Below are 25,859 nucleotides of genomic sequence, written 5' to 3'. Positions count from 1 at the left end.
CCCTCCACGAACAGCGAACCACCCCACGTAGCACCACCGCGGTGGTCGTCGCAACGCACCGGCAGCCAAGCCACATCGCTTCCCTGCCGCGCACTACCATGGTAGGTTCGACTACCTATGTCCCCCGTCCGCCCTGTTCGGCGTCGGCGCGGTCATGGTCACATCATGAAGGAGCCGCGTCGTGAAGCTCAGCGTCCTTGATCATTCGCTTATCGCCAGCGGCGGCACGGCCGCCGATGCATTCCGGAACACGGTCGAGCTCGCGCGCGCCGCCGAGTCGCTCGGGTATCACCGATTCTGGCTGGCCGAGCACCACGGCTCCGGGCACTTCGCCGGGGTGGCGCCCGAGGTGATGATCGCCCGGGTGGCGTCGATGACGTCGCGTATCCGCGTCGGCTCCGGAGGGGTGCTGCTCACACATTACAGCCCGTTCAAGGTCGCCGAGGTATTCCGGCTGCTCGGAGCGATGTTCCCCGGGCGCATCGATCTCGGCATCGGTCGCTCCTCGGGGAGCTCGGACGCGATGTCGCGGGCCCTCGCGTACGGCGCGGCGAGCAAGGGCGACATCTTCCCGGAGAAGCTCGCGGATCTCATCGCCTTCATGACCGGCGCGCCGCCGGCCGCCGAGGAGCTGCGCGGCGTTCAGGTGAGGCCGGCGGTCGATGAGGTCCCCGAGATATGGTCGCTGGGGACCGGCGAGCAGAGCGCCGCCCTGGCCGCCCGCCACGGGCTCGCGTTCTGCTTTGCCCATTTCTTCAACCCGTTCAGCGGCGGGGTCTTCGCGCGCGGCTACCGGGCGCAGTTCCAGCCCTCGGGCACGCTGCCGGCGCCCCGCAGCGCGCTCGGCGTCTATGTCATCTGCGCGGACACGGCGGGCGAGGCGCGGCGGCTCGCTCGGACCAACGACCTGCTGGCGGTACGGACGCGCCGGGTGATCGACGGCCCGGTGCCGTCCGTCGAGGAGGCCGACACCTATCCTTACACTCCCGAGGATCTGCAGACGATCGAGGTCGATCGCAAGCGCCTCGTCGTCGGGGAGCCGGCAGAGGTCAAGGAGCAGCTGCTCCGCATGGTCGACGACTTCCAGGTGGACGAGCTGCTGATCACGACCATCTGCCACGATCACCGCGTTCGCCTTCGCTCCTACGAGCTGCTCGCGGATACCTTCGCGTTGCACGGCGCCGCGTGAGCGCCACAGAGGAAACCTACATGATGGATCACCAGGTGAATTCTCCTCGGGGCGATGGCCCCGCGGAGGTCAGGCAGCTGCACCGGGAGCTGTCGCCGGCGAGCGCCGCGTGGCTCGACTTCGCCGACCGCGAGCCCGACGCCCGGCAGCGCCATGGCTTCGCGCCGTTCGAGCGCTCGCCGCTCATTCATTACCCGCTGCACGCATGGCCGACGCTGGTGGACGCGCGCCGGGTGGAGCAGATGGCGGAGGCGGCGCGCGGGATGGCCCGCGCCGTCAGGTCGCTGCCGCGGCGCGTGCTCGGGGGCGACCCCGCGCGTGTGGCCGCGTTCTACGACATCGACGTGGAGCGCGCTGCGGGAGCCATCGAGGCGATGTCGCTCTCCGGCGACGCGCGCGGCGCCATCTCGCGGGGCGATTTCATCGACACCGGCGCTGGCCTGAAGTGCCTCGAGCTCAACGTCGTCGCCGCCGTCGGCGGCTGGGAGACGATGCTGCAGGCGATGGTGGTGCTCGGGGAGCCCGTGGTGCAGAGGTTCATCGCGCAGTGTGGCGTGCGGGTGAAGCCCGCGAACAGCCTGCTGGCCTTCTTCCGCAACGTGCTCGACCAGGCCCGCGGCGTCGTGCCGTGGGAGGGCGAGTGCAACATCGGCATCCTGCTCTCCGACGGCGATCTACCGCCGCAGAACGCGATGGAGATGGCGAGCGCGTTCCTGAACGGCCAGTACGCCGACTTCCTGGGCGCGCACGGGGCGCGCGGCGAGATCTTGCTCGCGTCCTATGGCCAGCTCGAGGAGGCCGAGGGGCGACTCTCCCTCCGCGGCAAGCGGCTGCACGCCCTCCTCGAGTTCAACGCGCGGGATCGCCTCAAGATCGGTGGCCCGGAGTTCGTCGCGCGCACGTGGTCGGCGCTGCGCTCGCGCTCTGTTGCCCTGTTCAACGGCCCCGCGGCCGACATCCTCGACGACAAGCGCAACCTCGCGCTCCTCTCGGAGCACCAGGACGGGGACCTGCTCGCGCCCGAGGATCGAGACGCCGCCCGCAGGTTCGTCCCCTGGACGCGCGTCGTGGCGCCCGTGGAGGTCACCCGCGGGCAAGAGCGCGTCTATCTCCCGGCGCTGCTCGCGGGCCGGCGCGAGGAGCTCGTGCTCAAGCTGGGGCGCGACTTCGGGGGAGACAGCGTGGTGATCGGGCGGAGCGCCACCACGGCGGCGTGGGACGCGGCGGTCGCCCAGGCCCTGGAGCAGCCGCGGGCGTGGGTGGTGCAGGAGCAGGTCGTGTCGCGACCCTATCATTACCTTCGAAGCGACGGCGTCGTGGCTCCCCATACCGTCATCTGGGGGCTCTTCGTGATGGGAGATCTCTTCGCGGGCAGCATGGTCCGCGTCGGCCCTGACGCCGACAGCTCGGGCGTCGTCAACGTGCAGCAGGGCGCCGCCGCGGTGGGGGTCGTCATCGAGGTGGAGTGACAGCGCAGGGGAGCGCAGGAGCGGGCGCGATCGACGGCGCCGATCCGCCTGCTCTTGGGGCCCTCATGCTTCGTTCCGGTACCGCCTGCCGGCGGTGATCTGCTCGTAGCGCCGCACCTTCGCGCGCACGCGGCCCGCGGCGATGTCGCGCACGAGCCCCGGGCCGTGCTTGGCGAGCAGCGGCCAGCTCAACCACCACAGGTTGGTCGCGATCGACGGGGCGAGCGTCTCGACGCGGTGCCACCACCCGTAGGGCAGGTAAAGGACTTCCCCCTGCTCGAGGATGAAGTCGTGATCGGGCCGGACGCCGCCGGGGAGCCGCTCCGGATCGCCGCCCTGGGGGGCGAGGTCGTCCTCGCTCATGACCGAATAGGGGTATTCGTAACGGGCGGGGTGGAGCTCTGGCGTCCGATTCGGCGCATAGAGCTGCCAGCGCTTGCGGCCCACCAGCATCGCGTGCAGGTTGTTCGCGCGGTCGTAGTGGAGCTGGGTGAAGGCGCCCCGCGGCCCGATGAAGATGAGGCGCTCCGTCACGCGGTCGCTCACCCCGAGACGGGGGAAGTCCGCGTCGGCGAGCAGCCCCGGGAGGAGCCCGAACAGATCCCTGCCGATGAGATAGCCGCCGCCGAGCCGCCCGTCGTCCGCGACGAGCGCGTCCATGTAGTCGCGCACGCGCATCATCTCGACCCTGCCGACGCGCTCCACCGAGCCGTCGGCGGAGCGATGGTACCTCAGCCACTCCACGGGGGCGCTGACGTCGCCGTGCGTCGCGCGGAACCAGTCGAAAGACCACTTGGAGCGCGCGGGCCAGGCATCGACGGCGCCCGTGAGCACGACCGGCTGTCCCCTCCGCTCGAGCTCCCGGTAAAATTCCACCCCAGGCCTCGCGGCCCTCCGCTCGATCGTGGAGCTCGCCTGCGTGTTCGCTTGCATTACTGTTCCTCTCCTTCCTATCCGGTGTCGCCCGTCAATCTGTATCGCCTGGCAACCTGTGTCGACCGTCAATCTGTGTCGCCTGTTAACCTGTGTCGGCCGTCGACCTTTTTCGGCCGTCAATTCGAGCGCATGAAGCGCCGGCAGGTCGCGAGGTTCGCCTGGAACAGTGCGCGGGAGCTGGAACGCCTCGGCCACGAGCTCCTGACCGGCGAGTCCGGGCCGCCGCGCGAGCGACAGATCGCGGAGCAGCATTCGCCGCTGCGCGCCGAGCGGCGCGCAGCACCCTGAACGGGGCGAGGGAGCCCCGGTCACATCGCGAGGAGCTGGGGCGGATGGCGGCGAGGCGAGGTGAGATGGCGCGACAGCCCGGGGCGCTGCTTCATCCGTTGGAGGAAGCCGGAGAGCCCTGCGTACGTCGCGATGGACTCGGAGAGCCCGTTATCGCAGAGCATCTCGAGCAGGCTGAAGACAGTGGTGTCCGCCACGGTGACGGAGCTGCCCACGAAGAACCCGGAGGGGTTGTTCTTGACGATCCGATCGAGCTGCTCGAGCCACCGCGGCAGCTCCTCCCCGATGACCACGGGCAGGAGCTCGGCGAGCTTCGCTGGCTCGGCGCCCACGAGGGCGCGGGCGCGGTCGACCGCCTCTTCCACGGCCTCGATGATCTCGTCACATGCGGTTGCCTCGAGCGCGTCACGGCCGTAGAGGCCGGTCTTGCGCGCGATGTGCCGCAGGATCGCGCCGCTCTGGACCATGCGCGCCCCGCCAGGCTCCTCCCAGAGCGGGAGCTTTCCGAACGCCAGCTTGCCGGCGGCCTTGAGCTCGAGGAACCGCGGTGGCTTCTCCGTCATGTGCCAGGGACCGACGTCGACCTCCTCGTAGTCGATACCCGCCTCGGCGAGAAGGAGCCTTATTTTTTCTGCACGACCACGACCGGTGAAGTAAGTGAGGCGCGGGATCGATTCCATGACGATGCTCGGCGTGATGTTGAGGGAGGAGCTCCGCCTAGCGCGACCAGGTGCCCGTGATGAAGCACCGACCCCACGTGGTGAGGTGCTCCCATGTGTTCGCGGTGAGCACACAATGCATGCGTGTTCCCACCATGTACGCTGGGTACATCAAACGCGGGACCGCGTAAAGGCAAAATCGGACACGCGCGTGATCGGGTTCACCGTTTTTTCGCGGTGAGAGCACGCTTGTGACGCCGTCTTCGGTCTCGACATGTCTTGACGCGGCGATCTGTTACGTCGGGGGTACCTCGGAGGCGCTCTGCCTGGCGCGGGGGAGCGCCTGCGGCCGAGCGGCCAAGCTTGCTCGGGGACGTCATCGACGCTGGTGCGTCGGGGTGGGGCCGTGCCCCGTTGACGCGTGGAGCCTGGATGGTAGCGGTACCCCCGGTGAGCACCGATGATCGAGCCCTTGCATTGATTTCGCCACCGGACGCCCTGGCTTCCTCGGAGCCTCCTTCCCCCGCAGCTCGCAGCGCTCCGGCGTCTGCCCTCGACCACCTCGTTCCGCTGCCTGGCGGCACATTCGGGGTCTGGCCGTGGGCCTGTCTGCGCGGGGCCGGGTTCGCTTCGGATGCGGTCCTGTCGCTCGCGGCTCCCGCGACGGCGGCGCTCCTGGACGCCTCGCCGAAAGAGAAGGGGGACGACCCGGCGCTGCGCGCCTGCTTTGACGACGAGCTGCTGCGGATCCGGGGCTACCTGCGCGGCGTCGCGCAGGACGAGCGCTTCCGGGAGGCGGTGCTCTGGCAGAACCGCGGCGCGTTCAAGACCGGCGTCGAGGGCCTGGCGTCCAGGCCGCTCGAGCCGACCGCCAACAAGAAGGTGAGGCAGCGGGAGCGGCTGGTCACGCTGTACCTGCAGCGATACTGCACGAAGAACGACACGATCGGCTTCTTCGGGCCCGTGGGCTGGGCGCGCATCGGGACGGGGACCGAGGCGCTGACGCTCGATCCCGGCGAGGCGCTCATCGAGGAGCGCCGCGTGCACTTCGAGACCTGGTGCATCGATGCGCTCGCGGAGGCGCTCTGCGCTGAGCCGGCGCTGCGGCGCTGGGCGCCGCCCCGGCTGCTGCCCTACCTGCGGCTCGACGGCGGCGTGCTCCACGCACCGGGGATGCCGCCCTCGCCCCTGCCTCCGGCGCACGCCGCGCTCCTCTGCGCCTGCGACGGCGTGACCCCGGCGATGACGATCGCGGCGCGCCTCTCCGCGGGGCCGTCGCGCGCGTTCGCCAGCGAGGAGGAGGCGCTCGCCGCGCTGGAAGCGGCGCGCGCGATGGGCGCGGTCACCTGGGGCTGGGAGGTGGCGCTCGGGACGTGGCCGGAGCGTGAGCTGGCGCGTGCTTTCGAGCGGATCGGGGACCCCGCGCTGCGCGAGCGCGCCGAGGGCGCGCTGTCGCGCCTCGTCGAGGCGCGGGCCGAGGTGAGCCGCGCGGCGGGGGATGCGAGGGCCCTCGATGTCGCCCTCGGGCGCCTCGACGAGACGTTCCACGGGATGACGGGCGCGTCGCCGACCCGCGCCGCGGGGCGCGCCTATGCGGGCCGGACGCTGGTCTACGAAGACTGTCGGCGGTCCGCCCAGGTGACCCTCGGCGCGCCCCTGCTCGACCGGCTGGGGCCGCCGCTGTCGCTGGTCCTCTCGAGCGCGCGCTGGTTCGCCGCGGAGATCGTCCGCGGCTACCGCGAGGCGCTGGTGCGCCTGTTCGAGAGCGTCCGCCGTCCGGGTGAGGACGCGGTGGAGCTGTCGACCCTCCAGCGCGCGTTCCTCGACAGCGGTCCGGAGCTCGTCGCGAAGGGCGGGCGGGGACCGCTCATCGTGCAGCAGGCGAGGCGTGAGCTCGATCGGCGCTGGGCCGAGATCCTCGACCTGCCGGCGGAGGCGACGCGCGTCGAGCGCACGGTCGAGGCGCTGCGGCCGCGGGTGCGCGAGGCGTTCGGCGAGCCCGTGCCCGGCGCGTGGGCGGCGCGGTACCTCGCGCCGGACGTGATGATCTCGGGCGCGGACGTCGACGCCATCCGGCGCGGCGAGGTGACGTTCGTCCTCGGCGAGATCCACCTCTCCAACACGCTCTCCTCGTTGTTCGTGGACGCGCACCCGGCGCCGGAGCAGCTGCTGGCCATGGTGGACCGAGAGCGGGCGGGGAAGGTCGTCGTGCCCGTCTTCACGAAGGACAGCTGGCCCCAGCGCACGCGCCCCTGCCTGTTCCCGTCCGACGCGTACCACTACGCCTTCTCGTCCGAGCCCTCGCCGGCGCCCGCGGAGCGCACGGTACGGATGGCGGACTTCGTCGTGGTGCGCGCGGGCGATGGCCTCGAGGTGCGCCACCGAGCAGGCTCACCGCGGTTCGAGCTCATGGAGTTCATGGGCGTGCTCACGACCTCGATCGCCGCGAGCGCGTTCGATCTGGCCCCCGCGATGGATCACAGTCCCCGGATCACGGTGGGCGACGTGGTCATCGCCAGAGAGAGCTGGCGTGTCGCCCCCGACAGGATCCCCTTCGTGGACATCGACGATCCGCTCGCGCGCTGGGTCGAGGCGCGGCGCTTCCAGCGGCGCCTGGGGTTGCCGCGGTTCGCCTTCATCCGGACGCCCGCCGAGCGCAAGCCCTGCTACGTCGACTTCGACAGCCCGGTCCTCGTCGAGCTCATGGCCAAGCTGGTGAGGCAGAGCGTCGAGGCGGGGGCGGCGGGGCCGATCCGGCTCAGCGAGATGCTGCCGTCGTTCGACGAGCTGTGGCTCGTCGATCGTGAGGGCAAGGCGTACACGAGCGAGCTGCGCTGCGTCGTCTACGATCCTACGGGGCTCGCCGGCGACGGCGCGTCGTCGCCGCCAGGCCTCGGGTGACGTAAGCTGGGACGATGCTCCGACCGATCACGGGCTATCACCAGGACGACGCGAGCGACTGGGTGGCGGAGCTGAGCTGCGGTCACGGTCAGCACGTCCGGCACAAGCCACCCTTCCTCACGAGGCCCTGGGTGATCACCCCCGAGGGCCGCGCGTCGATGCTCGGCACCGAGCTCGATTGCGCCCGCTGCGATCGGCTCGAGCTGCCCGACGGGCTGGTCGCGTACAAGCGAACGGCGGAGTTCGACGAGGGCACGATCCCCGGCGGCCTGCGGAGGGACCATGCGACCAAGCCCGGCGTGTGGGGCGTCATCCACGTGGTCTCGGGGCGGCTCCGCTATCGTATCGATGGGCTTGGCGGGCAAGATCACGTGTTGAGCCCGGAGGCCCCGGGGATCGTGGTGCCAGAGGTGCTGCACCACGTCGACCCCGAGGGTCCGGTGAGGTTCTTCGTGGAGTTTCGCCGCAAGGGCGGGTGACCCGACCGGTCGGATGCGCCTCCCGTCGAGGTCGCGACCTGGATCGGGCCGCCTTGCGGCTCGACCTCGATCAGCACCTCTTCTCCCGGGAACGCGAGCCCGTGCGACCCGACAGGCTGGACCATCATTCGATAGCTCCAGACGAGCATGCCTGTGAGCTGCCATGCATCCACCGCTGGATGAAGTGAGTCAGCGCCGGCCTCATCGTGAGATAGTTCTTGGCTCCTCGAGGTGAGATCCGTAGGGTGGCGCCAAAAGGGGAAGACAACATGGCGATACGCCTTCATCGCTCCTGGGCCACCGCCGCGGGACGCGCGGCCTTTGCGCTGTTCTCGGCCTCGTGCGCCGCCGGGGACCCGACCGCGCCGGCGACTCAAGAGGTCCACGTCTCGCTCGTGGACAAGGACACCGTCACGACGTTCTTGAACCGCCTCGCCACGCCGGACGGCCAGGTCGTCGCGACCCGCGCCGCCGTCGACGGCGCCCGGCAGAGCGTCGCGCTCACGGAAGAGCGCGACGCCCCGCTGCACCTCGTCGAGGGGCCGCTGCCCGACGCGCCGCTCCCGGGAGAGCGCGCGCGCGTCGGCGGGTTCGCCGTCGTCGCCGTCCCCGCCGGGCGCGACCCGCACGACTGGCTCGGCTCGCGCCGCTACCACGCGGAGCCGATCGCGGAGCGCGAGGTCGCCGTGTCGAGCGCGCCGAGAGGGCAGCGCGCCGGCGCTCCGCCGGACAAGCGCGCGACGCTCGACGGCGAGGCGCCCGACATCGCCATCGACGCCGGGTTCCTCGAGGCGCGCCTCGGAGAGCTCTCCGGCGCCACGCCCGTGACCGTCGGCGGCCGCACGGTCGTCCTCCGCGAGCGCGGCTCCGAGAGCGGGCGCTCCCTCGCCCGCGCCTGGCTGCGCCAGCAGTACGACGCCCTCGGGTTCACCGTCCGGGAGCACACCTATCGAAGCGGCTGGAGCCAGGGAGTCAACGTGATCGCGGAGAGGCCCGGGCCCGACCCGTCACGCGTCCTCATCATCTCGGCCCACTACGACTCGGTCAGCAACGCCGGCGCGGACGACGACGGCTCAGGGATCGTCTCGTCGCTCGCCATCGCCCGCGCGCTGAAGGACGCGCCGCTGCGCGTCGGGCTCCGCTTCGTCGCCTTCGATCAGGAAGAGACAGGCCTCCTCGGCTCGAAGGCGTACGCCCAGCAGCTCGAGCGCGACGGGCAGCTGGCGCAGGTCGTCGGCGTGCTCGACCTCGAGATGACCGGATACGACTCGAACGACGACGGGCGCTATCACGCCATCCACTGCAACGAGAACACATCGGCCGATCTGGCCGCCTCGGTCGAGTCCGCCGCGGCGCGCGCCGCGCTCGGCCTGGTCCGGGCGGAGGCCTGCACGAACCGCAGCGATCACGCCGCGTTCTGGCGCTACGGGGTGCCGTCGGTCGCCGTGGCGCAGGACTTCTTCGGCGACGACGGCAACCCCTGCTACCACGAGCGCTGCGACAGGGTCGATCGCCTCAACTGGGACTACATGCGGCGGCTGACCCAGGCCGTCGGGGTCGCGGCGGCGGGCATCGTGCTCGAGTGACGAGCTGACGCCGCGCCAGCGTGCTCCCGGTGCTGACCCGATGACGAAGCGGCGAGACGGGCTCGACGACACGGATGCTCACATGAATCCTCGCCAGGGCTGCGCGAGGCGATCTGCCACACATGGTGCGATCTCGCAGGCGCCGTAGAGGCCTGGCGCGGCGCCGCGGTCTGTGATTTCAGTGGATCACGATGAGGGTACAGGCAGGCGACGTCCGGCTGTTCTTCGATGTGGAAGGGTCAAAGCTCGTCCCCGAGGGCTCGGTGATGCGCGAGCGCCCCACGGTGCTCCTGCTGCACGGCGGGCCGGGCGTCGATCATACAGAGTTCCTCTCCTTCGGCCCGGCGCTCGCCGAGGTGGCGCAGGTCGTCTACCTCGACCACCGCGGCTGCGGGCGCAGCGACCGCAGCGGGCCCGAGCGGTGGAACCTCGAGACGTGGGCGGAGGACGTGCGGGCGTTCTGCGACGCGCTCGAGATCCGGCGGCCCGTGGTGCTCGGACACTCGTTCGGGGGCATGGTGGCCCAGGCGTACGCGGCGCGATACCCGGATCACCCCGGGAAGCTCATCCTGTCGAGCACGACGGCCAGGCTCCGCCTGGATCGCATGCTGCCCGTCTTCGCGCGGCTCGGGGGCGCGGAGGCGGCCGACATCGCGCGCCGGTTCTACGCGGACCCGATGCCCAATTTCAACGAGTACATCCGGGTCTGCCTCCCGCTCTACCGCCAGTCTCCGGGGGACGAAGGCGCGCTCCAGCGCGCGGTCATCCACCTCGACGTGGGCGGCCACTTCGTGGCGGGCGAGATGCAGACGTACGATCTGCGCGCGGAGCTCGCGCGCGTCCGGTGCCCGACCCTCGTGCTGTCCGGCGATCTCGACCCGTTCGCGACGGTCGAGGACGCGCGCGAGCTCGTGGCGGCGTTGCCCCGGGAGCTCGTGCAGGCGCGGCCCTTCCCCCGGGCGGGGCACGCGGTGCTCGACGACGCGCGCGCGGAGGCGCTCGCAGCGGTCCGGGAGTTCCTGAGCGCGCCCTGAGCGACAGCAGCCAGGAAGCCAGGACGCCGGGGCTGCGAGGCTGCGATGAGGCCCGCCTCGCGCCGCGTCGCCCTGCGCGCGCGGTGGCCAGTGGACGGCAGCTCCGCGCGCGGGGAGCCTCGGGCGCCCCGTGCAGGGCACAAAAAAACAGAGCGCCCATTCGACGGCGGGGGGGGAAGCCGTCACGGGCGCTCTGCTTTACGTGATTAGCAGGATGCAGGCCAGGGCCATCCCTGCATGTTTCCAGGGGTTATCCCCAGTGGAGCGCCTTACGTCTTTCAATCCTGCGATCGGTGCTTGCAGACCTGGCATCTCAGCGGCACGTCGGGGCCTGCCCGCGACCACGCCGCGAGGCCCACGGGCTGCACAGCGCCGGCGAGGTGCAGGCGTGCCGGCGTCGGGCCCGCGTCAGCCGGCGAGCCCCGGCGCCGCGGCGACGCCTGGCCGGCGCGCGTACAGGATGAGGTGCTCGTACGCGATCGTCGCCGCGGCCAGCGCCGTGATGCCCGCGGCGTCGTAGGCCGGCGCGACCTCGACGACGTCCATGCCGACCACGTCGATGCCCGCGATCCCGCGCAGGATCTCGATCGCCGTCGCGGTGCTGATCCCGCCGCAGACGGGGGTGCCCGTGCCCGGCGCGAAGCTGGGGTCAAGGCAGTCCACGTCGAACGTCACATAGACCTTGCGCCCCGCGACCGCCTCCCGGACGCGCTGGATCACGGCGGCGGCGCCGTTGCGGTGAACCCAGGGAGCGTCGAGGATCTGGAAGCCACAGGGATCCGGGTTGTAGGTGCGGATCCCGATCTGCACCGAGCGGGCCGGATCGACGATGCCCTCCCGGGCGGCCTGGAAGAACATCGTGCCGTGATCGATCCTCCCGGCCTCGTCGTCGTGGCTCCACGTGTCCGGGTGGGCGTCGAAGTGGATCAGCGAGAGCGTGCCGTGCTGCCGGTGAAGGGCCCTCAGCACGGGCAACGTGACGAAGTGGTCGCCGCCGATCGACAGCGGCGCGGCCCCGCCGCGGAGGATCCCCGCGATGTGCGCCTCGATCGCGGCGGGGACCTCCATCGGCCGGCCGAGATCCCACTGGCAGTCGCCGTAGTCGACGACGGCGAGCTGCTCGAGCGGGTCGAACTCGCAGCCATACGGGCGGTCCCAGGCGAGCAGGGCAGACGCCTCGCGCACGGCGCGGGGGCCGAAGCGCGCCCCGGGGCGGTGGCACGTCGCCGTGTCGAGCGGGAGCCCCGTGACCGCGACGTCCACCCCCGTCAGATCCCGCGAGTACTTGCGGCGCAGGAACGAGAGCGCGCCCGCGTACATCGGCTCGGACGAGGCGCCCGTGAGGGACTGTGCCGTGAACGCATGATCGCCGCGGGTGCTATTCGCCATCTCGCCTCCGTCCCCTCCTCGGGTGACCGCTCACCGACAGACACCATGAGCCCGCGCGGTGGAGCCCGGACCTCCCGCGAGCGCCGGGCGCGCCGCGCGGGCAGCGCCGGCATCCCCGCGCCGGCGACCACCCGAGTCCTGCCGGCGGCGCATCGCCAGGGCCCGCGAGCCCCATCCGCAGACGCGCGCCGCTGCCGGCCCCCGGGTCCCGAGGGGAGGCGGACACCTGGCCACAAAGGACAAAAAAAAGAGCGCCCATTCGACGGCGGGGGGGGAAGCCGTCACGGGCGCTCTGCTCCAGGTATTTTGCAGGATGTGGGCCAGGGCGATCGCCGCAGATTCCTGGGGGTTAGCCCTAGGTGAATGCACCGATGCCTTTCACTCCTGAGATCGGGCTTGCAATCATGGCAGCTCGGCGGCTCGCGCCGCGGACCGGACCCGGCGCCAGCGGGCGAGCGCAGCCGGCGGCCGCGGGTGCCGTGGGCGAGGGGGGCGGCCGCGGAGCGACCCGCAGCCGGGAGACCGGGGCGCCGAGGGCCCTGCCCCGCCCGCCCTGTCATCTCCCGGGCCGGGTGAACCGGCTTATCGCGGCGGCGAGCGACTGGAAGATGGCGATGCCTTGCAGCTCGATCCCGAGCTCGACCATGCGCTGCGCCATCCTGGGCCCCACGCCGACGAGGCTCACGCGCGCCCCGAGCAGCCGCGTCGCCTGCGCCGTCTGCGCGAGCGCCGCCGCCGTCGCCTCGTCGACGAGCGGCACGCCCGTCAGGTCCAGCAGCACCCACCGGGCGCCCTCACGCGCCACGCCCGCGAGCACCGCCTCCAGGATCTGCTGCGCCCGCGCCGCGTCGATCGCCCCGATCAGCGAGATGAGCAGCACACCCGGCAACAGCGGGATCACCGGACAGCCGAGCTCCCGCACCGTGCTCGACAGCGCGCGCTCGCGCTCGTACGCCGCGGCCAGCATGTCGCGCTCCGCGTGCAGCGCGGCCTCCATGTCGTGGTGCTCGAACGCCGCGACGAGGAGCGATAGCCACATGGCCAGCGGCTGGAGGTTGTCCGTGAAGCTCTCCGTGTGCAGCCCTCCCAGCACCAGCGTGCCCCAGTCGCGCCGCTCGTTCGCGATCGGGACCATCACGAGATAGCCGCTCGGCTCGTCCGGTGAAGCGGCCTCCATCAGCTCGGGCGGCGGAAAGAGCGCGGCCTCGCACCGGCGCCCCACGAGCGCGGCGAGGCCCGGATCGTCGGCGCGCACGGCGTCGATGATGAGCTCCGGCCCGTCCCGGCCCGCGTCCTTCGCCCACAGCGCGATGCACGCCACGCGCACGGTGGTGTGCCGCAGCCACCCGAGGCGATCGTCGTTCCAGATCTGCTTCGACGTGAGCAGCCCGCTCATGTCCATGTTGGCGCGGACGAGCCGCTCGAGGCTCCTCACGCCGCGCCGCTCCCACGCCATGAGCGCCCGCTGCTGCGCGAGACGCACGCTGTTGAGGAAGGCCTCCGTCCGACCCGCGGCCTCCGGCGCCGGCGCGCCGGCGAGCTGCCGCGCGGCGGCCGCCTCGACCTGCTGTAGCACCGCGAGGAGGGCCTCGACCCTGTCGTTGCGCGCCACAGCGGCGGCGAAGGCGCGCTCGAGCGCCGCCAGCTCCGGCGGCTCCGCCCCGGTGAGCGCCGCGCCGAGGCCGCGCGCGACCACCTCGGCCTCGGGCCAGACGAGGGGCGCCTCGCCGGGCGACACGAGCGCTGGCCCCTCGAGGGCGCGGTTCATGTGCCAGCACAGCTCGCGCTGCCAGTCGCCCCGCTGCCCGAGCTCCGGCGGGGGCGGGCCCGCTGCACCCCGACCGCTGCCGCACGAGCGCCGCACCACCAGCTCGGCGGGGACGCGGGTCACGAGCTGCGACGGGACGCCGCGGTCGATCTGCTCGATGAGCCGCTCGACCGCCACCCTCCCGAGGAGCTCGGGGTTCTGCCGCATCGTGGTGAGCGGCGGGTCGCAGTGCTGGGCGAGGCTGATGTCGTCGAACCCCACGACGGCGATGTCGTCGGGCACGCGGTAGCCGTGCGCCCGGATCGCGTTCAGCGCGCCTATCGCCATCTCGTCGTTGCCCGCCACGATCGCGTCGCAGAGCTTGCCGTCGCGCTCGAGCAACGTCCGGAAGCGATGCTGGGTGTACCAGATGGTACACTCGTCGAAGTACGAGAGCAGGTTGAGATCGGTGTCGAGCCCGTGCGCCCTCATGGCCTCGTCGAACGCCTCGCCCCGCTCGACGAAGTCGTCCGAGGACGATTTGCCTAGATAGGCGATGCGGCGGCGGCCGAGGCCGACGAGGTGATCGACGAGCCGGCGGATCGAATCGCGGTTCTCCGCCCGGACGACCGGGCAGCGCGCACCGAGCGCGGGCGCGCAGAAGATCACGGCCGGCTTCCCGCCGGACATCAGCTCCTCCAGGCCGTCGGTGATGTACGTCGTGATCCAGCCGGCGACCTGCTGGAGCCCTACCCCGCGTCCGTGCACCGACCGGGGCGCCCCGCAGCTCAGGAGGAGCTGGTAGCCGCGCTCTCGCGCGGCGCGGTGCATGCCAGCAAACGCAGCGCAGTTGAAGGAGTTGTCGAGGGAGACCGATACGACGCCGATCACGTTCGAGGCGCGCTGGTTGACAGGCCCTGTGCTCATCCCGATCGCGACCTCGCCCGTGCCACGATGCGAGCCTATCACCGACCTAGACCGCACGATCGGGGAACTTCGGCGCGCGAGCCGTCGCGCTCCCGCGCCACCACATCATCCCTCCAGCGCTACCTCCGGGTGAGGGCATGTACTTGCTCCGGATCCAGTCAGCCACGTTGGTAAGCAGGACACCCCGCTTCCGGTCAGCCCCGCTGGTAAGCAGGCCCATATCGGCGCCGGAGCCGCCGCGCGGGCGGGAGTCGAGGGACCGTCAGCCGCGCGACTGCGTCAGGTGGTTTATCGCGGCGGCCAGCGACTGGAAGATGGCGATGCCTTGCAGCTCGATCCCGAGCTCGACCATGCGCTGCGCCATCCTGGCCCCCACGCCGACGAGGCTCACGCGCGCCCCGAGCAGCCGCGTCGCCTGCGCCGTCTGCGCGAGCGCCGCCGCCGTCGCCTCGTCGACGAGCGGCACGCCCGTCAGGTCCAGCAGCACCCACCGGGCGCCCTCACGCGCCACGCCCGCGAGCACCGCCTCCAGGATCTGCTGCGCCCGCGCCGCATCGATCGCCCCGATCAGCGAGATCAGCAGCACACCCGGCAAGAGCGGGATCACCGGACAGCCGAGCTCCCGCACCGTGCTCGACAGCGCGCGCTCGCGCTCGTACGCCGCGGCCAGCATGTCGCGCTCCGCGTGCAGCGCGGCCTCCATGTCGTGGTGCTCGAACGCCGCGACGAGGAGCGAGACCCACATGGCCAGCGGCTGGAGGTTGTCCGTGAAGCTCTCCGTGTACAGCCCTCCCAGCACCAGCGTGCCCCAGTCGCGCCGCGCGTTCGCGATCGGGACCATCATGAGATGCCCGCCCAGCTCGTCCGGTGAAGCGGCCTCCATCAGCTCGGGCGGCGGAAAGAGCGCGGCCTCGCACCGGCGCCCCACGAGCGCGGTCAGGGCCGGATCGCTCGTGTGAACGCTGTCGATGAGGAGCTCGGACGCGGCCGGCCCCCGATCGTCCGCCCACAGCACGAGGCACCCGACACGCACGGTGGTGTGCCGCAGCCACCCGAGGCGATCGTCGTTCCAGATCTGCTTCGAGGCGAGGAGCCCGGTCATGTCCATGTTGGCGCGGACCAGCCGCTCGAGGCTCGTCACGCCGCGCCGCTCCGACGCCGCGAGGGCCCGCTGCTGCGCGAGGCGCACGCGGCCGAGGAAGGTCTCCATCCGGCCCGCGGCGTCCGGCGCCGGCGCGCCGGCGAGCTGCCGCGCGGCGGTCACCTCGACCTGGCTCACCACCGCGAGGAGGGCCTCGATCCTGTCGTTGCGCGCCACAGCGGCGGCAAAGGCGCGCTCGAGCGCTGCCAGCTCCGGCAGCTCCGCCCCGGTGATCGCCGCGCCGAGGCCCTGCGCGATCACCTCGACCTCGGGCCAGATGAGGGGCGCCTCGCCGGACAGCGAGGGCGCTCCCAGCGCGAGCACGGAGCTCAGCCGCGTGGACAGGTCGCGCTGCCAGTCGCCCCCGGGCGCTGCGAGCGCCGGCGCGAGCGGCCCGGGGTTCCACGAGGCGCTGCCGCACGAGCGCCGCACCACGAGCTCGGCGGGGACGCGGGTCACGGGCGGCGGAGGGGGGAGGCCGTCGAGCAGACCGATGAGCAGCTCGACCGCCTTCTTCCCGAGGAGCTCGGCGTTCTGCCGCATCGTGGTGAGCGGCGGGTCGCAGTGCTGGGCGATGCTGATGTCGTCGAACCCCACGACGGCGATGTCCTCGGGCACGCGGTAGCCGCGCGCCTGGATCGCGTGGATGGCCCCTATCGCCATCTCGTCGTTGCCCGCCACGATCGCGTCGCAGAACTTGCCGTCGCGATCGAGCAGCTCCCCGAGGCGCTGCTCGGTGTAGACGATCGAGCACCCGTCGAAGCAGGAGAGCCGGTTGAGATCCGTCTCGAGCCCGCCCGCGCTCAGCGCTTCTTCGAACGCCCTGCTCCGCTCGACGAAGTCGTCCGAGGACCGCTTGCCGATGAAGGCGATCCGACGGTGGCCGAGGCCGACGAGGTGCTGGACGAGCCGGTGAATCGAATCGCGGTTCTCCGCCCGGACGACCGGGCAGCGCTCGCCGAGCGCGGGCGCGCAGAAGATCACGGCCGGCTTCCCGCCCGAGAGCAGCTCTTCCAGGCCGTCGGTGGTGTACATCGCGATCCAGCCGGCGAACTGGTGGAGCCCCAGCCTGCGCTCGGCGACGCTCCGGGGCGACCCGTAGTGCACGAGGAGCTGGTAGCCGCGCGCCCGCGCGGCGCGGTGCATGCCACCGAAAACGACGGCATTGAAGGAGTTGTCGCAGAAGAGCGACGCCACGCCGATCACGTTCGAGGTGCGCTGGCTGACAGCCCCCGTCTTCATCCCGGTCGACATGCCCCCCATGAGCGGGCGAGCCTATCACCGGACTCGACAGTGCGAGCAGCGAACTTCACCGGGAGCGATCGGGCTCTCTCGGCGGGTCGCGCGCTCCGGCGCGACGCTCCCCGGGTGCGCGCGTGCGGATGGTCCTGCACGGGCATGCGAGCGCGGCCGGCGCCGCCGGCGCCTCCCTCGGGCGGCCGCGCGCGGCGCAGTCAGGTGCCTTGACGAGCGTGCCCGACGGAGGGAGCCGGACCGAGGCAGCCGCAGCCGCACTCGTTCACGAACTGCGTCTGGCTCTCCGCGCAGATGAAGTCGATGAGGTGGCACTCCTCGATATCGTGGGAGACATAGCGCACGCCCGGATCGCCCGGGTCCGGGCAGGCCGGCGCCTCGGGGCTGATACAGCCGCACCCGCACTCGTTGACGAACATCGTGTCGGGCGGCGAGCACGCGAAATCGAGGAGCTCGCACTCCCGCAGATCGCGCGACACGTAATGGACCGCCGGATCGCTCGGGTCCGGACAGGCCGGCGCCTCGGGGCCAATGCAGCCGCACCCGCACTCGCTGAAGAAGTGCGTCTGCGACGGCGAGCACGCGTAATCGATGGCCTCGCACGCCCGCGGATCGCGCGACATGTAATGGACCTCCGGGTCGCTCGGGTCCGGGCAGGCCGGCGCCTCGGGGCCAACGCAGCCGCACCCGCACTCGTCGGAGAAGAGCGTCTGCGGCGGCGAGCAATCGAAGTCGATGAGGGCGCACTCGTCGGGATCGTGAGAGACATAGCGGACCTCGGGGTCGCGCGGATCAAGGCAGTCCCCGCCGCTCACCTGGGGCTGGCACCCGAGCGGGCCGAGGAGCGCGGATATCGAAAGGAACCACAAGGCATTTGCTCGCATGTTCGTCTCCATGGTCTTGTCGCAAGAGAGATGGTTCGTGAGAGCGCGCCTCCCCGTGGAGGCCCGCCAGAGGCCTCCTGGAGGGGGCCTTCAAGCTTCTCGTGGACTCAGGGAACGCCGCGCCCGAAGAGCGTCACCGCGCGGCGGGTGACCGCGGTGACCGCGGGGGAGGACGCCTCGATGAGCAGCACCTCCTCGCGCGGGCCGGACGCGCTCGGCCGGAACTCCACGCGAACGTCGAGGGGCTCGCCGGGCGCGATGACGACCGGCGCCAGACCGCCCTGCAGGGCGAGGTCGGCGGCGGGCGCGCGGAGCGCGATCGCGTCGATCGCGAGCGGCTCCGCGCAGCTGTGCTCGAGGCGGAGGGCGACGGTGGACACCTCGAAGGCCGCCGTGTCGGGCAGCTCGAGCTCCGGCTCGACATGGAAGCAGTCGGCCAGCGGGCGCGGCGCGGGCTCGAGGACGCCGTCCGCGACGACGAGATCCACCGGCGCGGAGCGGTGCTCGCCGCGCCGCGCCTGCACGCGCGCCTCGTCGCCCAGATGAAGATCCAGCGAGAGGACGAAGCTCCCGTCGGCGCCGACCTCGGCGACGGCGGGCGGCGCGGTCCCGTCGAGGTTCACCGCCCAGACGGCGTCGGCGTTCGTCGCGCTCCCCGGCCCGCCCGCGAGGTCGACCTGCCCCGTGTCGCACACCGCGCAGACGGCGCCGGTCACCTCGCCGAGCTCGGGCGCGGCCGGCGGCTCCGGGATCGGGTTCACCCCGCACCCGGCCACGCACGCCACCAGAAGAACCGCGAGCCAGCGCATCACGCCGCCAGGCTGTTCAACAGCCGTGCCAGCGCGACCGCCGGGGTTTCCGGAGAGTCCGGTCGCCTTCTTTGTACCATTCTGTTCCACTCTGTACCGATGGTACAGTCCGGCATTGCGCCAGGGGCCGTCGTCGACGGCCGCTACGACGTCGTGCGCGCGCTCGGGCGCGGCGGGCTCGGCTCGGTCTTCGAGGCGCGCGATCGCCTCTTCGAGCGCGACGTCGCGCTGAAGGCGCTGCGCCTCGGCTCGGCGAGCGCGGTCGAGGCGTTCCGGCGCGAGTTCTCGCTGCTCGCGGCCTGCGCCCACCCGCGCCTGCCACGCGCGTACGACTTCGCCCGGACCACGTCCGGCGGCGCGCCGCTCACGTACACGACGGCGGAGCTCATCCGGGGCCGGACGCTCGCGGAGCACGCCCGGGGGCGCGCCTTCCGCGCGGCCTTGCCCGTCCTGCTCGACGCGCTCGACGCGCTCGGCTGGCTCCACGGCGCGGGCATCGTCCACGGCGACTTCAAGCCCGACAACGTCCTCGTGCGCGACGACGGCGCGGGCGTGCTCATCGACCTCAGCGCGGCGCGCCGGATGCGCGCGGCCGCGGAGGACCTCTCGGGCACGGCGCGGTTCCTCGCCCCCGAGCTCCTCCAGGGCGCCACGCCGAGCGCGCGCTCCGACCTCTTCGCCGTGGGGCGCACGCTCGAGGACCTGTTCCCGCTCCTCGCCGGGGAGCCGCCCGCCGCCGCGCGCCGGCTCGCGGAGCGGCTCACCGCGGCGGATCCGGCCAGCCGGCCCTCCGGCGTCGAGGAGGTCCTCGAGACCCTCTCCGCCGGCGGGCTGCCGCGGCGCGCGCCCGCCGTGGTGAGCGAGCCGGGCGAGATCGTCGGGCGGGACCGCGAGCTCGCGGCGTTCGGCGCGGCGCTCGAGGCGCTGCTCCGGGGCGAGCGCGGGCCGCGCGCCGTGGTCGTCACCGGCGAGGAGGGCGCCGGCAAGTCGCGGCTGTTCCGCGAGCTCAAGTGGCGCGCGCAGCTCCGCGCGCCGGTCTTCGAGGGCGCGCCCCGCGGCGACGACCCGCTCCGCGCGCTGCTGCTCCGCGCGCTCGGCGGCGGGTCGCTCCCGGCCGGCGTCGACGCGCTGCTCGGGGCCCGCGGCGAGCTCGCGCGGGCGCGCGCGCCGCTCGCGCACGCTGCGCACGCTGACCGAGCAGAGCGGCCGCGCGTGCTCGCGATCGACGACGCGGACCGGCTCGGCGCGCACGACCGGGCGCTGCTCGAGGCGCTCGTGCGGTCGACCGAGCCGACCGACGCCCTCCTCTGGCTCATCGCCTCCGCCGATCGGCTCGGCGTGGGGGGCGGCGCCGTGATCGAGCTCCCGCTCGGCCCCCTCGGCGAGGGAGCGGTCCGGGTGTGGACGGCGCCGCTGGCCACGGCGGCGCGCGTGTCGGATCTCCTGCGCGCGAGCGGCGGCCGCCCGCGCGCGCTCAAGGAGCTCTGCGCCGCGCTGGCGCAGCGCCGGCTGAGCGAGGCGGAGCTCGACCGGTTCGTGGACACGACGGGCACCCCGGAGCTCTGGCGCCGGCGCGTGGCCGCGCTCGACCGCGCCGAGGCGCGCGCGCTCGCGGCGCTCGCCGTCGCCGACCCGCTCGGCCCCGACGCCGCCGCGGCGCTCGGCGTGGGGCGCGCGGCGCTCGACGCGCTCGAGGCAGCGGGGCTCGCGCGGCTCGACGGCGACGGGCACCGCCTCGGCCAGCCCGGGCAGGCGAGGGCGCTCGTGCCCTGGCTCGACGCGGGGGTCGTGCGCGAGGTGGCGCGGGCGCTGGCGGATCACCTCGCCGGCGCGGAGGAGGGGGCGCTCGCCCCGGCGCGGAGCAGCCAGCGCGCCGCGGACCGGGCGAGGGCGCTCGCCCTCGCGGGCGACCACGAGGCGGCGCGGCGGGCGCTCACCGCTTCCGAGCCGATCTTCGAGTGGGCGCCGCGCGCCTGGGTGCGCGCGGCGGACGCCGCCTGCGCGGCCATGCCGGAGGCGCGGACGCTCGTGGCCGCCGCGTCCGCCCTCGAGGCGGCGGGCGACCCGAGGCGCGCGCTGTCGCTGCTCGCGCGGGCGAGGCGCGGGGCGCGGGCGAGTCCAGAAGGCGCGCCCGCGCCGCCGCCGCCCGAGGTCGGCGCGGAGCTCTCGTACCGGGCGGCGCGCTGCTACGAGAAGCTCGGCAAGGTCGCGCGGGCGCTGCGGCAGCTCGCGCGCGCGCGCGCCCTCTCGGCCGGGGCCGTCGACGTGCGCCTCGCGAGCCTCTCCGCGCGCTGCCTCCTGCGCCTCGGCCGCTACGACGAGGCCCGGCGCGAGGCCGAGGGCGCGCTCGCCGTCGCGGAGGCCGCGGCCGCGCTCCCGGCCGGCGAGGCGGCGCCGTCGTCAGGCGCTGCGGCCTCGCCGCCGGGCGCGGCGGCCTCGGCCGCCGCGGAGCTCGCCGAGACGCTGGGCCTCGCGCTCGGGTACCTCAGCGACCAGGCCGGGGCGCTCCGCAGCCTCGCGCGCGCCGTGGCGCTGCGGCCGGCGTCGGACTCGCCCCGCGCCCGCGTCCGCACGCTCAGCTACCACGCGCTCCACGCCTACCGCGCCGGCGACACGGCCCTCTCGGCGCGCGGGTTCCAGGAGGCGCTCGACCTGGCGGAGGCGGAGGGCCTCGGCGACCTGCTCGCGACGGCCGCGCTGAACCTGGGGACGGCGCGGCACCAGCTCGGCGACTGGGGCGCGGCGCTGCGCTGCTACGAGCGCGGGCTGCGGGCGGCCGCCGCCTTCGCCAAGGAGCGGACCGAGGCGACGCTGCGCTTCAACCTCGCGAAGATCCACGCGGATATAGGCCTCCTCGAGCGGGCCGAGCTCGGCGTCGCGCGCCTCCGGGCGCCCGAGGGCGCGGAGGTGCCCGGGGAGATCGCCGCGGCGGCGCTCGGGCTCGCCGCGGAGATCGCCGCCGCGCGCGGCGCGCTCGGCGAGGCGGCGCGGCTGCTCGACGAGGCCTGCGCGGGCCACGCGGCGCGCGGCTCGAAGCGCGAGGCGTGCGAGGCGATGATCCACGCCGCGGAGGTCGCCCTGGCGGCGCGGGACCGGGCCGCGGCGGGCGCCCGGCTCGCCGAGGCCGCGGCGCTGCTCCGGGAGACCGACGCGGCGGACCTCGCGCTGCGCCGCGCGACGGCGGGCGCGGAGCTCGCGCTCGCCCTCGGCGACACGGACGCGGCCCTCGCGGAGGTGCAGCGGGGCGCGGACCTCGTGGCGAGGGTCTCGCAGCTCGAGCTCCACGCGCGGCACGAGGAGGTGTCCGCGGAGGTGCTCCGCCTGCGGTCGGCGGCGGCCCTGGCCGAGCGGCACCGCACCGCGGCGCTCGAGTGCTGGGAGCGCATCGGGAGCACGCTCCCCGCGGAGCTCGCCGAGGTCTTCTGGCGGCACCCCCGGCGAGCCGCGCTCCGGGGCGGGCCCGCGCAGCCCGCGGCCCGCATGGAGCTCGTGATGAAGCTCCTCGAGGTGAACCGGCGCCTGAGCTCGACGCTCGACGCGGAGGAGGTGCTCCGCCTCGCCATGGACGCGGCCATCGAGCTGACCGGCGCCGAGCGGGGCTTCGTGATTCTGGCGTCGCCCTCGCCGCCGCCGGTGGACGCGCGGGCGAAGGTCAGGCTCGAGGTCGCTGTCGCGCGGAACCTCGACCGCGAGCGCGTCGGCAAGAGCCAGCTCAAGTTCAGCCACGGGATCGCGAAGCGGGTGGTCGAGCGCGGGGAGGCCGTGCTCACGGTCGACGCGCTGGCCGACGAGCGGTTCCACGGGAACGCGTCCGTGCACAGCCTGCGGCTCCGGTCCATCGTGTGCGTGCCGATCCGCGCGCACGGCGCGGTGCTCGGCGCCGTCTACCTCGACAACCGGTTCCAGCGCGGCAAGTTCGCGGAGGGCGACGCGGATCTGCTCGGCGCCTTCGCGGACCAGATCGCCGTCGCGCTGCGCAACGGCAGGCTGATGGCCGAGCTCCGGGACCGGACGCGGGCGCTGGAGGAGGAGCAGCGCCGGGTCGCGGAGCTCATGCGCTCGCAGGCGGACGAGATCGAGCGGCTCTCGCACGAGCTCGAGCGGACGCGGGCCGACGCGCGCCGCGATTTCCCGGAGATCGCGGGGCGGAGCGCCCCGATGCGCGCGGTGCTCGCGCTCTGCGAGCGCGTCGCGGAGAGCGACGTGACGGTGACGGTGACGGGCGAGAGCGGCACGGGCAAGGAGCTCGTCGCGCGCGCCATCCACTCGGGCGGGCCCCGGCGCGAGGGGCCGTTCGTGGCGGTCAACTGCGCCGCGCTGCCCGAGGCGCTGCTCGAGTCGGAGCTCTTCGGCCACGTGAAGGGCGCCTTCACCGGCGCCGTCCGGGACCACGGCGGCCTGTTCCTCTCGGCGCGGGGCGGGACGCTGTTCCTCGACGAGCTCGGCGAGATGCCGGTCGCCGTGCAGGCCAAGCTGCTGCGCGCGCTCCAGGAGCGATCGATCCGCCCCGTGGGGTCGGACCGCAGCGTCCCTGTCCCCGACGTGCGGGTCGTCTGCGCGACGAACAGGGACCTGCGGGAGGAGGTCGCCCGTGGGCGCTTCCGCGAGGATCTCTATTACCGGATCAACGTCATCGAGATCCGCCTGCCGCCGCTGCGCGATCGCCCGGACGACATCCCGGCGATCGCGCAGGCGATCGTCGAGAAGCTCGCGGCGCGCCAGGGCCGCCCGGCCTTCCGGCTGTCCCGGGGCGCGCTCCGGCGGCTCGCGACGTATGGCTGGCCCGGCAACGTGAGGCAGCTCGAGAACGTCCTCGCGCGCGCTTGCGTGCTCGCGCCCGGCCCGGAGATCGGCCCGGCCGACATCCAGCTGCCGGCCGCGGCGCCCGCGCCGCGGGGCAGGTCGCGCGCCGACCACCGGGGCGCCGAGGAGGAGCGGATCCGCGCCGCGCTCGAGCTCTCCCGCTGGAACGTGTGCGAGGTGTCGCGGAGCCTCGGGATCCCGAGGACGACGCTCTACCGGAAGCTCGCGCGCTACGGGCTCCTGCGCCGCGAGTGAGCGCCGGCCTGCGCTCAGGGCGTGGGCCCGGCGCTGGCGGCTAATCCCAGACGCGCACCACCATGAGCCCCAGGTTCGATCGCTTCCCGGCGGCCACGATGCGGCCGTCGCGCTGGACGGCGACGGCGTCGAGGCGGTTGGTCGCCGGGTGGTCGTCGAGCACGACGGCCCCCGAGGCGCCGAACCCGGGGTCCTTCGTGCCGTCCGGCAGGAACCGGAGGACGGAGGCCGTCACGCCCGAGCTCGCCGTGCCCCCCGCGACGGCGCCGAGGATCTTGCCGTCGGCCTGGAGGGCGACGCCGTAGCCCCGCACATAGTGCCCCTCGCCCGCGCTCGCGCGCAGGAGGCCGGTCCCACCGAACGCCGCGTCCGCCGAGCCTTCCGCGTCGAAGCTCGCGAAGGCCCACTCGTTGACGCCGTCCAGCGCGTAGCCCACGAGGAACGTCTTCCCGTCGGGTGTGAGGGCGAGGTCGGCGTCCCGGTACGGCGCGTGGTCGAGGGTGCCGGTGCCGCCCGTCCCGTAGTCGGGATCCGGTACCCCATCCGGGTCGAACCGGGTCACCGCGAAGGTCGGTCCACCGGAAATCGACCTCGTTCCTCCGGCCACGAGCCGGTCGCCCTCGCCGACAGCGAGCCCATGAAACGGGCTCCCCTCGATCGCCACCACGCCCCCGCCGCCGAAGGCGCGATCGACGTCGCCGGTGGAAGTGAACCTCGCGACGACGCCGCGGTTGCCGGCGGCCGCGACGCCGACGGCGACGATGGCGCCGTCGCTCTGGATCGCGACGTCGAAGCCCTCCGTGTCGCTGCCAAAGGCGGGCTCGATCGTCGCGACCCCGCTCGCGCCGAAGGCCTGATCGACCCCGCCGTCCGCGTTGAACCGGACGATCGCGAGCCGATCGTTCCGTGTCCCCACCGCGAGGATGCGCCCGTCCGGCTGGAGCGCGAGCGACGCCACCGCTCCCTCCAGGCCGACGACGAGGCCCTCCGTACCGAACTCGGGATCGAGCGCGCCGCTCGGCAGGAAGCGCGCGATCCCCCATGTCTCTCCGTCGATCCCCGCGACGAGGATCTTGTCGTCCGCCTGAACGACGACGGCGCGCGCCTCATGGGCGGTCCCGCTGGAGGCGATTCCATCTCCATCGAACGACTGATCGAGCGTCCCCGGCGGGTCGGCGACGAGGAGGGAGACCGGCACCGCGCGCGCCTCCAGCCCGGGCGCGCTGGCCCGGAGCGACGGCGCGGCGCCGCCGACCGGCGCGAGCGCGTCGGCGGTCACCGTGAGGACGCCGGTCGCCTCGTCAACCGGGACCACGACCGGGCTCGCCGTGACCCCGCCCGGCAGATCCGACAGCGAGAGCTCGACGTCGCCCGCGAAGCCGTCCGAGCGCGCGACGGTGACCGTGAGCTCCGCGGAGCCGCCGCGCACGACGCGCGGCGCCGCCGGCTCGACCGAGATCGTGAAGCCTTCCTGGGCCGTCCCGCCCTCGCCGCCGGTCCCGCCGCCCGCGCCGCTGCCGCCGTGCCCGGACCCGCCGCCGCTGCCGCTCCCTCCCTCGCCTGCCGCGGCGCCGCCGTCGCCGTCGCGCGAGACCTCGTGAATGCCGAGGATGCTCTGGCAGCCGAGCGCAAAGGACGCCATGGCTGCCCCCGCCAGGCAGGCGGCGCGCGCGAATCGGACGCCTCGGATTGGCCGGATCAGCGCGCTCCTCTGCGCGGGCGGCGCGAGCGGGGAGAACATGCCAGCACGCTATCACACCGCCTCCGCGCTGGAGGCTGCCGGTGAAGCGCGAAGGGCAGACATTTCCCGATCTGGATTGGATTGAGATCCCGATAGGAGGCCAGCGCGCGTGATGGCGCGCGGCGCTCCTTGGGCGCGCCCTGCCGCTCAGAGCTCTCTCACGTCAAGGGATTCACCGTATCGAGACGCGGATGGTCGTAGACGCGCGACAGCCCGTCGATGCTGACGTGCGCCCGGCCCGACTCCTCTCCTCCGCGTCGAGGGCGGGAGCGCGCACGGACCGCGGCGCCGTGCTCCTCGCCCACCCGGCCGTGCCTCTCACCGGCAGCGCTCGGCCTGAGCCCCCGGCGGAGGGTAGTGGTCTCATT

16 protein-coding genes are annotated in these 25,859 nt (G+C 73.3%); 8 read left to right on the top strand and 8 right to left on the bottom strand.

What is annotated here, in order from left to right; translation table 11 throughout:
* Positions 1-181 precede the first annotated feature (181 nt).
* Entirely contained in the window at positions 182-1,189 is a 1,008-nt protein-coding gene (locus WME85_RS10050) for an LLM class flavin-dependent oxidoreductase (RefSeq protein ID WP_437837374.1), read from the top strand.
* 20 nt (positions 1,190-1,209) lie between these two features.
* Positions 1,210-2,658 carry a hypothetical protein gene (locus WME85_RS10045; protein ID WP_437837373.1) on the top strand — a complete coding sequence of 483 codons (1,449 nt, stop codon included), beginning with the start codon at positions 1,210-1,212 and terminating at the stop codon, positions 2,656-2,658.
* 63 nt (positions 2,659-2,721) lie between these two features.
* Here the strand turns inward: WME85_RS10045 and WME85_RS10040 are convergent, their stop codons facing one another.
* Positions 2,722-3,591, bottom strand: coding sequence for a cupin-like domain-containing protein (locus WME85_RS10040; RefSeq protein WP_437837372.1), 870 nt, complete (start codon positions 3,589-3,591; stop codon positions 2,722-2,724).
* A 24-nt stretch (positions 3,592-3,615) separates the two neighbouring features.
* Between WME85_RS10040 and WME85_RS10035 the strand changes: the two genes are divergently transcribed.
* Positions 3,616-3,882: a hypothetical protein gene (locus WME85_RS10035; RefSeq protein ID WP_437837371.1), complete on the top strand. Its 267-nt coding sequence runs from the start codon at positions 3,616-3,618 to the stop codon at positions 3,880-3,882.
* Between the two features lie 20 nt (positions 3,883-3,902).
* On the opposite strand, the gene WME85_RS10030 is transcribed toward WME85_RS10035, so the two are convergent.
* Positions 3,903-4,562, bottom strand: coding sequence for a glutathione S-transferase family protein (locus tag WME85_RS10030; protein WP_437837370.1), 660 nt, complete (start codon positions 4,560-4,562; stop codon positions 3,903-3,905).
* Between the two features lie 456 nt (positions 4,563-5,018).
* Here WME85_RS10030 and WME85_RS10025 point away from each other — a divergent pair, with 456 nt between their 5' ends.
* From WME85_RS10025 to WME85_RS10010, 4 genes are all read left to right on the top strand, one after another.
* Positions 5,019-7,442 (top strand): lantibiotic dehydratase, encoded by a 2,424-nt coding sequence (locus WME85_RS10025; protein ID WP_437837369.1) that lies wholly within the window; start codon positions 5,019-5,021, stop codon positions 7,440-7,442.
* Positions 7,443-7,456: 14 nt separating this feature from the next.
* Positions 7,457-7,921 carry a DUF3565 domain-containing protein gene (locus tag WME85_RS10020; RefSeq protein ID WP_437837368.1) on the top strand — a complete coding sequence of 155 codons (465 nt, stop codon included), beginning with the start codon at positions 7,457-7,459 and terminating at the stop codon, positions 7,919-7,921.
* 269 nt (positions 7,922-8,190) lie between these two features.
* A complete protein-coding gene (locus tag WME85_RS10015) occupies positions 8,191-9,507 on the top strand; it encodes a M28 family metallopeptidase (RefSeq protein ID WP_437837367.1) in 1,317 nt (438 codons plus the stop codon).
* Between the two features lie 191 nt (positions 9,508-9,698).
* A complete protein-coding gene (locus WME85_RS10010; RefSeq protein WP_437837366.1) occupies positions 9,699-10,541 on the top strand; it encodes an alpha/beta fold hydrolase in 843 nt (280 codons plus the stop codon).
* Between the two features lie 408 nt (positions 10,542-10,949).
* On the opposite strand, the gene speB is transcribed toward WME85_RS10010, so the two are convergent.
* The 5 genes from speB to WME85_RS09985 form a co-directional block, all read right to left on the bottom strand.
* The gene (gene speB / locus WME85_RS10005; RefSeq protein ID WP_437837365.1) at positions 10,950-11,930 is read right to left on the bottom strand and encodes an agmatinase; all 981 of its coding nucleotides are present in this window, start codon (positions 11,928-11,930) and stop codon (positions 10,950-10,952) included.
* A 556-nt stretch (positions 11,931-12,486) separates the two neighbouring features.
* The gene (locus WME85_RS10000) at positions 12,487-14,604 is read right to left on the bottom strand and encodes a substrate-binding domain-containing protein (protein WP_437837364.1); all 2,118 of its coding nucleotides are present in this window, start codon (positions 14,602-14,604) and stop codon (positions 12,487-12,489) included.
* A 262-nt stretch (positions 14,605-14,866) separates the two neighbouring features.
* Positions 14,867-17,008 carry a substrate-binding domain-containing protein gene (locus WME85_RS09995; RefSeq protein ID WP_437837363.1) on the bottom strand — a complete coding sequence of 714 codons (2,142 nt, stop codon included), beginning with the start codon at positions 17,006-17,008 and terminating at the stop codon, positions 14,867-14,869.
* A 191-nt stretch (positions 17,009-17,199) separates the two neighbouring features.
* Positions 17,200-17,883, bottom strand: a complete 684-nt coding sequence (locus WME85_RS09990) for a hypothetical protein (RefSeq protein WP_437837362.1) — start codon at positions 17,881-17,883, stop codon at positions 17,200-17,202.
* A gap of 107 nt (positions 17,884-17,990) precedes the next feature.
* Positions 17,991-18,692, bottom strand: coding sequence for a hypothetical protein (locus WME85_RS09985; protein WP_437842267.1), 702 nt, complete (start codon positions 18,690-18,692; stop codon positions 17,991-17,993).
* Between the two features lie 99 nt (positions 18,693-18,791).
* Between WME85_RS09985 and WME85_RS09980 the strand changes: the two genes are divergently transcribed.
* Positions 18,792-23,750: a sigma 54-interacting transcriptional regulator gene (locus WME85_RS09980; RefSeq protein ID WP_437837361.1), complete on the top strand. Its 4,959-nt coding sequence runs from the start codon at positions 18,792-18,794 to the stop codon at positions 23,748-23,750.
* A 40-nt stretch (positions 23,751-23,790) separates the two neighbouring features.
* On the opposite strand, the gene WME85_RS09975 is transcribed toward WME85_RS09980, so the two are convergent.
* Positions 23,791-25,392, bottom strand: coding sequence for a hypothetical protein (locus WME85_RS09975; RefSeq protein ID WP_437837360.1), 1,602 nt, complete (start codon positions 25,390-25,392; stop codon positions 23,791-23,793).
* Positions 25,393-25,859: the final 467 nt, after the last annotated feature.

The organism is Sorangium sp. So ce1153, from assembly GCF_051521595.1.
In the GTDB taxonomy this organism is placed as follows: Bacteria; Myxococcota_A; Polyangia; order Polyangiales; family Polyangiaceae; genus Sorangium.
Note: the sequence above shows the minus strand (reverse complement) of the source record. Positions and strands in the feature narration are given on the sequence as shown.